Consider the following 11,788-nt stretch of genomic DNA (forward strand, 5'->3'; position numbering starts at 1 on the left):
TGATAACTCTTTGAGACAATCAGGCTAACAAAGAGAGGAGTTAACTATGAGCGTTTCCGGTTCATTAGCAGCGGTCATCAAAGAGCAACTCCAGCGGGCACTGGACCGCGGCTGCTCTTTTGCCGATGTCCGCTATTACGAAGAAGACTCCACCCAGAGCCTGGTGCTCTACGACGGCAACCTGGAAGGCAACTACCGCCGTTTTGAGCGGGGCATCGGGGTTCGGGTGTTGAAAAATGGCGCAATCGGATTTGCCGCCACCGCCGACCTTGAACGCATCCCGGACTGCTTTGACCGCGCCCTCGCCAACGCCGAAGCCGCCGCGGCCCTTTTGGGCTTCCCCAAAGATATGGGCAGTGAGAAACCGGTGCACGGCACCTATAAACCGCCTTTCCAAAAAGACCCGTTCACCATTCCCCTGCCCGAAATCCTCAACCTCTTAAACACCATTGACCGCCAGTTGAACGAAAAACCGGTTGAGCACCGGATGGTGCGCTTCCACTTCCAGAAGCGGCACATCTACTACTTCAACACCGAAGGCAGCGAAATTGAACGCTGGGTGATGAACCCGTTTGCCAATATGACGGTGATGGCGCGGGACAAAGAGAACCGTACCCAGCGCCGCTCCTACGACCTTGAGTCGGACGGCACCGGCTCGCGCGGCTTTGAATGGGTTGAGAACCCCGCCGCATTTGCTGTGCACGCTGACCGCATTAAGAGCGAGTTGAGCCAGTTACTTTCGGCTGAAACCCTGCCTCCGGCACGCCGCGATGTGATTCTTCTTCCCGGACAGGGACACCTCCAGGTCCACGAAACGATTGGCCACCCTCTGGAACTGGACCGCATCCTTGGCTATGAACTGTCCTTTGCCGGTGGCTCCCATGTCAAGCCCCAGGACATCGGCACCCTGCGCTACGGCTCGGAAAAACTGAATGCGGTGGTGATGGTTGTGGAGAACTCGCCCGGCACCTTTGGCTATGACGACGAAGGCACACCCCAGCACCAGTACTACCTGATTAAAAACGGGATATTAGTCAATGTTCTCTGCTCGCGCATTGACCTCGGGGAAGCGAACGCCAAAGCGGGCAAAAAGGTTGTTGAGAAGTCGGGCGCCTCAGCCCGGGCTGCCGGCTTCTACAAAACCCCGATTGACCGTATGACCAATGTCTGCGTTGAATGGGGTTCAGACGGCACCCTTGAAGACATCGTCAAGGCGACGGAAAACGGTGTCATCCTTGATATGCCGGTCTCCTGGTCAATCGGCTCCAACCGGGAACACTTCCACTTCGGCTGTGAAATCGCCTGGGAAGTCAAGGACGGCAGACGCACCAAAGTTTACAAAAACCCCACCTATCAGGGCCACACCCTTGAATTCTACAACTCCCTTGATATGGTAGGCGACCGCTCAACCTGGCGTCTAATTCAGGTGCCCAACTGCGGCAAAGGCGAACCAAATCAGATAATGGAAGTCGGTCACGGCGTGCCGGTGATGCGCTTCCGCAATGTCCTGACCGGAGAAGGGAGGTAAAAAATGCTCGAACCCAAACTGCGCGACCTTATCGTTCAGGTACGCAACTATGCGCGCCAGAAAGGCATCAACGCCGAGTTTTCCCTGCATCGGGAACGCTCCAGCCTTATCCGGCTCGGCAACTCAGCAATCGCCCTCTCCACCTCCGAAGAACTCACCCGGCTTGACATCTCGGTAATGCAGGGACGCCGGGTTGGCGCCATCTCCTTGACCGCAAACCTCACCAGTTTGGACCAGTTGAAGACCGCACTCCATCAGGCAGAAGAGAACTGCCGCAACGCCCTGCCCAAAGACTACGACCCCATCTTCGGTGTGGTTGAAGAGCCCATCGCCGACACCACCGGTTATGACCCGGCACTGGAAAACCTCTCGCCTCAGGCAAAAGCCGACCTGTGCGCCCGGGTGATTAAAACGGTCAAGCCCAAAGGCAACTACGACTTCTCCGGCTCCTGGTCCACCGGTTCCACCGAAATCTACTACACCACCACCGCCAACGACCACGAAGCCTATCGCCGCCTAACCGATGGCAAACTGGTCATCGTGCTCAAAGAGCAGGTCAAAAAGTGGGAACTCTCGGTAAACCGCACCCAGAAAAAGGCAAACGAGTTTGACGCCGACGGCATCATCGCCGAACTGGAAACCCTTTTGCCCATCTATGAGCAGAACCCGGGCTTTCACCCGCAAATTGGACCGCAGAAGGTCCTGTTCGGCGCGGGCGCGATTGCCGACCTGCTGGGCTTGTGCCTCTGGGGTGGCTTTATCGGCAGGTTCTACGAAGAAGGCAGAGCCTTCACCTCCAAATACAAGTTCGGTGACAAAATCTTCTCCGAACACATCACGATTGTTGACGACCCGGCAAACCAACTCGTGTTCCAGATGCCCTTTGACTTCATCGGCAAGCGGCGCAAACTGTTCAAACTGGTGGAAAAAGGTGTGTTCGCGGGTATGCCTTACGACTCCCAGACCGCAGCAAAGTACAAAAAACAACCCACGGGCCACGACATTGAAAACTGGGATTTGGTAATGGTGACCGGCACCGGTCCTGCAGACTTAAACCAGGCGCTCCAACTTGCGGACAATGCCCTTTACATCCCCCATCTCCACTACACCCACCTTCCTGACCCAACCCGCGGCATCTTCACCGGCTCCTCCCGGTTCAACGCCCTCCTGATTAAAGACGGCAAATTCGTTGCACCTATCTTCTCCTCGCGCATCACCGACGCCATACCCAACCTGTTCAATCAGGTGATTGCGGTCTCATCGCAGGCGGTTGCCGAAAATGTGTCCTCAACCTATGAACGCCGCACCCCTTCTGCCTATGCGGTGCCATCCTGGCTCCTCTGCGACAAAGTCAACATTTCGGATGTGGCGGACAGTTTCTGATGGGCTTCTTGACTTAAACCGATTTTGCGGTTATTTTTAACTGAAAATGACCGATGCCGAGGTGGCGGAAATGGCAGACGCGCTAGCCTCAGGAGTTAGTGGGGAAACCCATGGGGGTTCAAATCCCCCCCTCGGCATTAAAACATTCTAACAACACTAATTCGCCCGCTTTCGCCGGTTCAAGAGCGAATTCCGCTATCTCATTTAGAGTCTGAAAACAGCAAACTTTCACGCCCGAGATTTTTACCCGCAGGATAACAAACAGACTCTCAAACAGTTAGCCAGTTTAGCCTGTTTGAAATAAGGTCAACCCCACCCCCGTTACCGGGATTACCTCTCACACCCCCTTTATTAGCCATCTTGGCACAACAGCACACTCCAATTCCCTTTTTAAACTAACTCCTGCCCGCGCTTCGCAACTACCTAACTACTTAACTTCTCTCCCCCTGCAAAACTCTGCCGCCTTTGAGACCACTCCAGAGAATCAAGTAGTCTGTCAAGAACCCAAACCTGCACTTCAGAAAGGTATGCCCTCTTTTCCAGCGCCCTTTTCGCTCACAATTTTGCGCTCTCCTTATCCCCCTTATCCTTATAAACAAACGCCAACACAGCCATTGCCACGGCAAGGTTCGGGTTCAGTTCAATCGCCTTTGTAAGGTCTGCAATCGCAAGGTCATACTCACCCCTCCTTGCATAGACAACTCCCCGGTTGTAGTAAGCCTCAGCAAGGTTCGGGTTCAGTTTAATCGCCCTGTTATAATCCGCTATCGCACGGTCATAATCACCCTTGTTTTTAAAGGCATTTCCCCGGTTGTTGTACGCCACGGCATCGTTCGGGTCCAGTTTAATCGCCTCTGTAAAGTCCATAATCGCACGGTCATAATCACCCTTGTTGTAATAGGCAAGTCCCCGGTTGTTGTACGCATCAGCATCTTTCGGGTTCAGTTCTATCGCCTTATCGTAGTCTGCAATCGCACGGTCATAATCACCCCTCCTTGCATAGGCATTTCCCCGGTTGTAGTACGCCTCAGCATAGTTCGGGTTGAGTTCAATCGCCTTGGTAAAGTCCGCTATCGCAAGGTCATAATCACCCTTGTCATCATAGGCATTTCCCCGGTTGTTGTACGCCACGGCATCGTTCGGGTCCAGTTTAATCGCCTTTGTAAAGTCCATAATCGCACGGTCATAATCACCCTTGTCATCATAGGCATTTCCCCGGTTGTTGTACGCATCAGCATACTTCGGGTTCAGTTCTATCGCCTTATCGTAGTCTGCAATCGCACGGTCATAATCACCCTTGTTTTTAAAGGCATTTCCCCGGTTGTTGTACGCATCAGCATACTTCGGGTTCAGTTCTATCGCCTTATCGTAGTCTGCAATCGCACGGTCATACTCACCCCTCCTTGCATAGGCATTTCCCCGGTTGTTGTACGCAAGAGCAAGGTTCGGGTTCAGTTCTATCGCCTTATCGTAGTCTGCAATCGCACGGTCATAATCACCCTTGTCATCATAGGCAATTCCCCGGTTGTTGTACGCATCAGCATACTTCGGGTTCAGTTCTATCGCCTTATCGTAGTCTGCAATCGCACGGTCATACTCACCCCTCCTTGCATAGGCATTTCCCCGGTTGTTGTACGCCACGGCATCGTTCGGGTCCAGTTTAATCGCCTCTGTAAAGTCCATAATCGCACGGTCATAATCACCCTTGTCATCATAGGCAATTCCCCGGTTGTTGTACGCCTTAGCATAGTTCGGGTTCAGTTCTATCACCTTATCGTAGTCTGCAATCGCACGGTCATACTCACCCTTGTTTTTAAAGGCATTTCCCCGGTTGTTGTACGCCACGGCATCGTTCGGGTCCAGTTTAATCGCCTCTGTAAAGTCCATAATCGCACGGTCATAATCACCCTTGTCATCATAGGCAATTCCCCGGTTGTTGTACGCCACGGCAAGGTTTGGGTTCAGTTCTATCGCCTTTGTAAAGTCCGCAATCGCACGGTCATATTCACCCTTGTTGTAATAGGCAAGTCCCCGGTTGTAGTAAGCCTCAGCAAGGTTCGGGTTCAGTTCTATCGCCTTATCGTAGTCTGCAATCGCACGGTCATAATCACCCTTGTTTTTAAAGGCATTTCCCCGGTTGTTGTACGCAAGAGCATCTTTCGGGTTCAGTTCAATCGCCTTGGTAAAGTCCGCTATCGCAAGGTCATACTCTCCCTTGTTGTAATAGGCATTTCCCCGGTTGTTGTACGCAAGAGCATCTTTCGGGTTCAGTTCTATCGCCCTATTATAATCCGCTATCGCACGGTCATACTCTTTCTTATGTGCGTAGGCAACTCCCCGGTTGTTGTACGCCTTAGCATAGTTCGGGTTCAGTTCTATCGCCTTATCGTAGTCCGCAATCGCACGGTCACATTCACTCTTGTTGTAATAGGCGTTTCCCCGGTTGTTGTACGCATCAGCAAGGTTCGGGTTCAGTTCAATCGCCTTTGTAAAGTCCGCTATCGCACGGTCATAATCACCCTTGTCATCATAGGCATTTCCCCGGTTGTTGTACGCAAGAGCAAGGTTCGGGTTCAGTTCAATCGCCTTTGTAAAGTCCGCTATCGCACGGTCATAATCACCCTTGTTTTTAAAGGCATTTCCCCGGTTGTTGTACGCCTCAGCATAGTTCGGGTTGAGTTCAATCGCCTTTGTAAGGTCTGCAATCGCACGGTCATAATCACCCCTGTCATCATAGGCAATTCCCCGGTTGTTGTACGCCTTAGCAAGGTTCGGGTTCAGTTTAATCGCCTCTGTAAAGTCCATAATCGCACGGTCATAATCACCCTTGTTTTTAAAGGCATTTCCCCGGTTGTTGTACGCAAGAGCAAGGTTCGGGTCCAGTTCTATCGCCTTATCGTAGTCTGCAATCGCACGGTCATAATCACCCTTGTTGTAATAGGCAAGTCCCCGGTTGTTGTACGCAAGAGCAAGGTTCGGGTCCAGTTTAATCGCCTCTGTAAAGTCCATAATCGCACGGTCATAATCACCCTTGTAATCATAGGCAATTCCCCGGTTGTTGTACGCCACGGCATCGTTCGGGTCCAGTTTAATCGCCCTGGTAAGCAGTTCTATTGCAATGTCCTCTTTCTCTATAACAAGGTTTGTCCCCAAAGAAAACAAAAATGAAAAATACTTGGTATCTTCAGGCACGCTATCAGCAACTGTTTTTAGATATTCCCGCCGGCTGTGAGAAGAAAGTCCCGCATATTTCTTTAAAATCGCATCAGTGATGACCGGGTGGGGACCGTATATCATCTCATCGTCCCGGGATATAAACCCGAACCTTTCAAGTTCGGCAAGAACCGTAGAATGGTCATAAACCTGCTCGTATATTTCTGATGGATAACCCAGCCCATATCTTGCAATAACAAGGATGGGCAAAAACTGTTTCTGTTGCTTGTTATCAAGTTGTAACCACAGGTCCCTAACCGCATTTTCAAAACTTGTTTTACCGCCACGGGCAAGAAAGATAAGAACAGGAAACACCCCTTTTGCCAGCTGTATCGCCTTTTTATCCCCGCCGTGTTTTTCAATGTAGCGCCGGGCGTCATTCTCGGTCAGAGTTACCTTAACCTCCTCAAACCCATAAACCCCAAGGTTCTCCTTTACCTCCTTTTCCCAGCGGGAAGTCTGCTCACACAGTACAATCCGCACATCCAGACTCTGTTGGTAAATCTGCCTGGTCAGGTCAAGAACCGCAGACTTGTTGGTCGCCGCATCGTCAATAATAACCACCCGCGGCTTATCCTGAAACTCCGGCTCAGAAAGAAACTGGAGCGCCTTCTGTGTGTCTATTGCCCCGACTCCGACAAACACATTCCAGCCTTCCTGCATCAAATCGTAGCCCAGCCGCATCAAAAGCACCGTCTTCCCTGCGCCACTTTCACCTAAAATTAGCAATCTCGTGCCCTTCTTGACCTTTTCCTTTATCTCTTGATAGCAGTCCCGTTCCACATCAGCATTGTCAATAATGCAGTTATAAGTTGGTTTCAAACTACGCAAGAAATTCTCTTTATCCTGCTCTGCATTTGCCCGGTTTACGCTACCGATGATGTTCGGCAGAAACTCAATCCCTGACGCTTTGATATAACCTTGCCACTCTAAGTAGCTTTTGCAGGTAGCACTGAACTCCGAAAAAAGTTTTTGCAACTCCTGTTCTGAAGCCTTTGCCTTTCCTTTCTGAAGAACAGCCTCAAAAAATGAGTAAACAAGCCAGATTGGAATCAGGGTTTGCGTCGAAACCAGCGTCGGCACAACCATCGTAATAAAGTTTTTTACCAGCGGTTCGTCTAATCCAAGGGCACTGGCAATTTTCTCTGGTGAATCAATACCCCTCTTTATCGCATTTTTTATCCCGACTAAGATGGATTGGATGTCAAACACAGTTGAAGAAAAATAACAGAGTTTTAGACAATGTCAACTCCAACTATCCTTTCTGTCCTTCGGGCTTAACAATAGCCTGCGCTCCGCAATTACCTAACTTCTTAACTCCTCTCCCCCTGCAAAACTCTGACGCCTTTGAGATTACTCCAGAGAATCAAGTAGTTCATTGAGACCCTCAACCATTTCCTCAGGCAGATACGCCCTCTTTTCCAGCGCCCTTTTCACCCACAATTTTGCGTTGTTTTTATCGCCCTTCCCCATATAACCTAATGCCAGCCCAGCCATTGCCTCGGCAAGGTCCGGGTTCAGTTCAATCGCCTTGGTATAGTCCACTATCGCACGGTCATACTCATCCTTCACAACATAAGCATTTCCCCGATTGTGGTACGCCTCAGCATTCTCCGGGTCCAGTTCAATCGCCTTTGTATAGTCCGCAATCGCTCGGTATAAATCACCATTATTGTTGTAGGCAAGTCCCCGGTTGTTGTATGCCTCAGAATAGTTCGGGTTCAGTTCAATCGCCCTCGTAAAGTCCGCTATCGCTCGACCTAATTCACCCTTGTAGTAATAGGTAAGCCCCCGATTGTAGAAAGCCTTGGGAAGGTTAGGGTTCAGTTCAATCGCCTTATTGTAGTCCGCTATCGCTCGACCTAATTCACCCTTTTTTGCGTAGGCAAGCCCCCGGTTGTTGTATGCCTCAGAATATTTCGGGTCCAGTTCAATCGCACTTGTAAAATCCGCAATCGCACGGTCATACTCACCCTTGTCTTTATAGGCATTTCCCCGGTTGTTGTATGTCTCAGGAAACTTCGGGTTCAGTTCAAGCGCCCTGTTATAGTCGGCAATCGCAAGGGCATACTCACCCTTGTCTGCATATGCCACACCCCGATTGTTATACGCCTTAGCATAGTTCGGGTCCAGTTCAATCGCCTTATTGTAGTCCGCAATCGCACGGTCTAATTCACCCTCATCTCTGTAGGCATTACCACGGTTGTTGTACGCCGCAGCATATTCCGAGTTCAATTCTATCGCCTTCGTCCAGTCCGCTATCGCACGGTCTAATTCACCATTACTTGCATAGGCAATTCCACGGTTGTTGTAAGCCTCAGCAAGGTTCGGGTTCAGTTCAATCGCCTTATTAAAGTCCGCAATCGCACGGTCTAAATCACCCTTCCCTGCATAGGCATTTCCCCGGTTGTTGTAAGCCTCAGCAAAGTTCGGGTTCAGTTCAAGCGCCTTCGTATAGTCCGCTATCGCACGGTCTAATTCACCTTTGTCTGCATAAGCAAGCCCCCGATTGTGGTAAACCCCCGCATCGTTCGGGTTCAGCTCAAGCGACTTTGTAAAATCCGCAATCGCACGGTCTAAATCACCTTTCTTGTAATAGGCAAATCCCCGGAAGTAGTACGCTACAGTAAGGCTCGAGTTCACTTCAATAGCCTTCGTGTAGTCCGCAATCGCACGGTCTAAATCACCCTTATTGAAATAGGCACATCCGCGGTTGTTGTAGGCAAGAGCAAACTTCGGGTTCAGTTCAAGCACCTTGTTGTAGTCCGCAATCGCACGGTCATAATCACACTTCTTGTAATAGGCATTTCCCCGGTTGTTGTATGTCTCAGGAAACTTTGGGTTCAGTTCAAGCGCCTTCGTATAGTCCGCTATCGCGAGGTCATAATCAGCCTTATTGTAATAGGCATTTCCCCGGTTGTTGTAAGGCACAGCATATTTCGGGTTCAGTTCTATCGCCCTATTAAAGTCCGCAATCGCTCGGTCTAATTCACCTTTGCCAGCATAGGCAACACCCCGGTTGTAGTACACCACTGCAAAGTTCGGGTTCAGTTCAAGCGCCTTATCAAAGTCCGCAATCGCACGCTCTAATTCACCCTTATTGAAATAGGCACCTCCACGACTGTTGTACGCCTCAGCATCTTTCGGGTTCAGTTCAAGCGCCTTATCAAAGTCCGCAATCGCACGCTCTAATTCACCCTTGTTGTAATAGGCAACTCCCCGGTTGTAGTACGCATCAGCAAGGTTCGGGTTCAGTTCAATCGCTTTTGTATAGTCCGCAATCGCACGGTCATACTCACCCTTGCCGACATAGGCAACTCCGCGGTTGTTGTACGCATCAGCAAAGTTTGGGTTCAGTTCAAGCACCTTTGTATAGTCCGTAATCGCACGGTCTAAATCACCCTTCCCTGCATAGGCAAGTCCCCGGTTGTAGTAAACCCCCACATTGTTTGGGTTCAATTCAATCGCCTTTGTATAGTCCGCAATCGCAAGGTCATACTCACCCTTCTGGTAATGAGCGTTTCCGCTTTTGAAATAGGTTTCGGCGTCGCTCACGCCAGCACCCGGTTAGACTCTGCCCAGCATCCTTTGCAGCCGGAGCCGGAGCACCAAAATGAACGCCCGCCAGATGATGCGTTTTGACATCTTGGACACGCCGGCGCGGCGCTCGGTGAATACGATGGGAATCTCTTTGATTCTGCCGCCTTTGCGCCAGATTAAGAAGTCAATCTCAATCTGAAACCCGTACCCATCCTCGCGCAACTGGTTTAAGTCTATCTTACGCAGCATATCGCACCGGTACGCCTTGAACCCGGCGGTTAAATCGCGTACCGGACAACCGGTAACCTTGCGGGCGTAAAGGCAGGCAAAGTAGGAGAGAAGGAGCCGTTTCATAGGCCAGTTGACAATGGAGATGCCATCGGAGTAACGCGAGCCAATCACCAGGTCGTAATCTTTTAATAACGCAACCATCTCCGGTATCTTTTCCGGCGGATGGGAAAAGTCCGCATCCATCTCAAAGCAGTAGTCGTAGTTGTGCTCAAGCGCATACCGGAAACCGAGCACATAGGCGGTGCCCAATCCCAGTTTCTTTTCCCGGCGAATCAGATGGACGCGCGGGTTGGTCTGCGCCATTTGGGCAACGATGTCACCGGTGCCGTCCGGCGAACCGTCGTCAATGACCAGGACCTCAATTTCGGGCAACTGGTTGAGAACTACCGGAATGATTTTGTCGATGTTGTCCGCCTCATTATAGGTCGGCATTATCACAAGTCCGCGTGGCACAGACAATAATAAAAATTACCCCCCTTTTGTCAAGGAGATTGCTTCGGGCTTTACCCGCAGGGTGCGAAGCAATCCCAACTCCTGCCCTGTTTCGGCTTCTGCTCTTCTGCTCTCTCCGGCTTCTGCCCTTCTACTCTACCCAACTTCTGCTCTTCTGCTCTCTCCGGCTTCTGCTCTTCTGCTCTCTCCGGCTTCTGCCCTTCTGCTCTCTTCGGCTTCTGCTCTACTGCGCTACCTAACTTCTGCTCTAAAACGCGCCCGTCTTCATTCCATTTACCACTAAGTCCTTGTATTATTTAAACTTAGCAGTTTGTCGTCCTGTATTTCCTTGACATTGAAAATTTCTACTATAATCTATTTAATTGTGCTAATGCGGACTGCTTTTCTTGTTCTACTCGGCAGCGCGCTCGTTGCCGCGCAAACGGTAGCGGTGTTTGTGCCCCACGACCTGTTCCGGGACGACGAGTATGACAACATCGTTCGGGCGCTGGAGCGGGCAAACTTTTCGGTGGCAATTGTCTCATCCGACACCACCGCCGCGCAGGGCATTGACGGCTTGCTCATCAAGCCCGAACGGCTGCTCAAAGAGATTACGCCGGACGAGTTTGCCGCCCTAATTCTGGTCAACGGTTCCGGTATTGTCCCCTACTGGAAGGACACCGTTTTGCAGGAGCGGTGCCGGCAGTTTGCTGCTGCCGGTCGGCTTGTTGCCGCGATTGAACTGGCACCACTGGTTCTTGCCCGCGCCGGCATCCTGAACGGCAGAGCCGCCACCGTGTTTCCGCACCGTTTCACTATCAAAGTCCTCAAGGAGCACGGCGCCCGGCATAAGTTCCAGCCGGTGGTGATAGATGGCAACATCATCACCGCTGCCCGTGCCGAACACACGCCGGCTTTTGCCCGGGCGATTGTCCGAAAACTGAAAGGCAGGTAAGTTGTGCGGGCGCTGATTCAGCGGGTTTTAAGAGCAAAGGTGACGGTTGACGGCACAACAAAGGGTGAAATCGGACCGGGTTTGCTCGTTTTTCTCGGGGTGGGCAAGGACGACAACGAAGCGGTCTGCCGACAACTAGCGTCGCGTGTTGCCCGGCTGCGCATCTGGGACGATGAAGCGGGCAAGATGAACCGCTCGCTTCTTGACATTGGTGGCGCGGCGCTGGTTGTTTCCCAGTTTACGCTCTACGCTGACACCCGGCACGGTCTGCGTCCCTCTTTTTCTGACGCCTGCGAACCAGACCGCGCCCGGGAACTTTACGAAAAGTTTGTCACCGAGTTGCGCTATCTGGGTGTGCCGGTGCAGACCGGCGAATTTGGCGCCCGGATGGAAGTGGAACTGGTGAACTCCGGACCGGTGACGATAATGCTGGAAGAGGTGTAAAT

Annotated in this window: 8 protein-coding genes and 1 tRNA gene; 6 read left to right on the forward strand and 3 right to left on the reverse strand. The window is 51.3% G+C overall.

The window, feature by feature from the left end; translation table 11 throughout:
- The first annotated feature begins 46 nt into the window (after positions 1-46).
- The 3 genes from HPY86_08355 to HPY86_08365 all read left to right on the forward strand — a co-directional run bounded on the left by HPY86_08355 (position 47) and on the right by HPY86_08365 (position 3,048).
- Positions 47-1,528 carry a TldD/PmbA family protein gene (locus HPY86_08355; GenBank protein NPV14923.1) on the forward strand — a complete coding sequence of 494 codons (1,482 nt, stop codon included), beginning with the start codon at positions 47-49 and terminating at the stop codon, positions 1,526-1,528.
- A gap of 3 nt (positions 1,529-1,531) precedes the next feature.
- Positions 1,532-2,911 carry a hypothetical protein gene (locus HPY86_08360; GenBank protein NPV14924.1) on the forward strand — a complete coding sequence of 460 codons (1,380 nt, stop codon included), beginning with the start codon at positions 1,532-1,534 and terminating at the stop codon, positions 2,909-2,911.
- Between the two features lie 55 nt (positions 2,912-2,966).
- A tRNA-Leu gene (locus HPY86_08365) sits at positions 2,967-3,048 on the forward strand.
- 418 nt (positions 3,049-3,466) lie between these two features.
- Here the strand turns inward: HPY86_08365 and HPY86_08370 are convergent.
- The 3 genes from HPY86_08370 to HPY86_08380 form a co-directional block, all read right to left on the reverse strand.
- On the reverse strand, positions 3,467-7,336 hold the full coding sequence (locus tag HPY86_08370) for a tetratricopeptide repeat protein (GenBank protein NPV14925.1): 3,870 nt from the start codon (positions 7,334-7,336) through the stop codon (positions 3,467-3,469).
- 141 nt (positions 7,337-7,477) lie between these two features.
- On the reverse strand, positions 7,478-9,679 hold the full coding sequence (locus HPY86_08375; GenBank protein ID NPV14926.1) for a tetratricopeptide repeat protein: 2,202 nt from the start codon (positions 9,677-9,679) through the stop codon (positions 7,478-7,480).
- A gap of 12 nt (positions 9,680-9,691) precedes the next feature.
- Positions 9,692-10,408 carry a polyprenol monophosphomannose synthase gene (locus HPY86_08380; GenBank protein ID NPV14927.1) on the reverse strand — a complete coding sequence of 239 codons (717 nt, stop codon included), beginning with the start codon at positions 10,406-10,408 and terminating at the stop codon, positions 9,692-9,694.
- A gap of 38 nt (positions 10,409-10,446) precedes the next feature.
- Between HPY86_08380 and HPY86_08385 the strand changes: the two genes are divergently transcribed.
- From HPY86_08385 to HPY86_08395, 3 genes are all read left to right on the forward strand, one after another.
- Positions 10,447-10,647, forward strand: coding sequence for a hypothetical protein (locus tag HPY86_08385; GenBank protein NPV14928.1), 201 nt, complete (start codon positions 10,447-10,449; stop codon positions 10,645-10,647).
- 125 nt (positions 10,648-10,772) lie between these two features.
- On the forward strand, positions 10,773-11,342 hold the full coding sequence (locus HPY86_08390; GenBank protein NPV14929.1) for a hypothetical protein: 570 nt from the start codon (positions 10,773-10,775) through the stop codon (positions 11,340-11,342).
- A gap of 3 nt (positions 11,343-11,345) precedes the next feature.
- Entirely contained in the window at positions 11,346-11,786 is a 441-nt protein-coding gene (locus HPY86_08395) for a D-tyrosyl-tRNA(Tyr) deacylase (protein NPV14930.1), read from the forward strand.
- Positions 11,787-11,788 lie beyond the last annotated feature (2 nt).

This window comes from candidate division WOR-3 bacterium, assembly GCA_013177935.1.
Taxonomy (GTDB): Bacteria; Hydrothermota; Tepidihabitantia; order Tepidihabitantales; family Tepidihabitantaceae; genus Tepidihabitans.